We start from the raw sequence: 1,400 nt of genomic DNA on the forward strand, positions 1-1,400 counted from the left end.
TCCGCCGGGTGGCCCTGCACCGAGACGAGCTCGTCGACGATCGTGTGCTCCTGCTCACCGAGCTTCGCCGCGAGGTCCGCGAACGACGCCGCGAGCTCGGTGTCCTGGGTCTGCGCCGCGAGCTCTTCGGCCCAGTACTTCGCCAGGTAGAAGTGGCTGCCGCGGTTGTCGATCGAGCCGAGCTTCCGACCGGGGGACTTGTCCTGCTCGAGGAACGTCCCGGTGGCACGGTCGAGGGTCTCGCCCAGGATCTTCGCCCGCTCGTTGCCCGTCACACCGGCGAGGTGCTCGAGGCTGACCGCCAGTGCGAGGAACTCGCCCAGGCTGTCCCAGCGCAGGTAGTTCTGCTGCACGAGCTGCTGCACGTGCTTCGGCGCGGAACCACCGGCACCGGTCTCGAACAGGCCGCCACCGCCCAGCAGCGGGACGACGGAGAGCATCTTCGCCGAGGTGCCGAGCTCCATGATCGGGAACAGGTCCGTCAGGTAGTCGCGCAGGACGTTGCCGGTGACCGAGATGGTGTCCTCGCCGCGGCGGATGCGCTCGAGCGAGAAGCGCATGGCGTCCTCGGGCGCGAGGATCTCGATCTGCAGGCCGTCGGTGTCGTGCTCGCCGAGGTACTGGCGGACGAGCCCGATGAGGTTCGCGTCGTGCGCGCGGGTCTCGTCGAGCCAGAACACGGCGGGCGTCGCGGAGGCACGGGCGCGGGTGACGGCCAGCTTCACCCAGTCGCGGATGGCGACGTCCTTGGTCTGGCAGGCGCGCCAGATGTCACCGGGCTCGACGTCGTGCTCGATGACGACGTCGCCCGATGCGGTCGTGACGCGGACCACACCGGCGCCGGGGAGCTCGAAGGTCTTGTCGTGCGAGCCGTACTCCTCGGCCTTCTGCGCCATCAGGCCGACGTTGGGCACGGAGCCCATCGTCGACGGGTCGAAGGCGCCGTGGGCGCGGCAGTCGTCGAGCACGGCCTGGTAGATGCCGGCGTAGCTCGAGTCGGGGATGACGGCGAGGGTGTCGTGCTCGTCGCCGTCCGGGCCCCACATGTGCCCCGAGGTGCGGATCATCGCGGGCATCGACGCGTCGACGATGACGTCGCTCGGCACGTGCAGGTTCGTGATGCCCTTGTCCGAGTCGACCATGGCGAGCTCGGGGCCGTCGGCGATGCCCTGCTTGAAGGCACGCTCGATCTCGGCGCCGTTCGGCAGCGCAGCGAGGCCGGCGAGGATCGAGCCGAGGCCGTCGTTCGGGGTCAGGCCCGCGGCGGCGAGGTCGGCGCCGTAGCGCTCGAACACCGACGGGAAGAACGCCTTGATGACGTGCCCGAAGATGATCGGGTCGGAGATCTTCATCATCGTGGCCTTGAGGTGCACGGAGAACAGGACGTCCTCGGCCGCGGC

Annotated in this window: 1 protein-coding gene; it reads right to left on the reverse strand. The window is 69.6% G+C overall.

Features of this window, described 5'->3' with window-relative positions:
• A partial coding sequence (locus BIU89_RS12035; RefSeq protein ID WP_139179042.1) for an NADP-dependent isocitrate dehydrogenase occupies window positions 1-1,400 on the reverse strand: 1,400 nt, incomplete at both ends.

This window comes from Curtobacterium sp. MCBA15_005 (assembly GCF_001864855.1).
Taxonomy (GTDB): domain Bacteria; phylum Actinomycetota; class Actinomycetes; order Actinomycetales; family Microbacteriaceae; genus Curtobacterium; species Curtobacterium flaccumfaciens.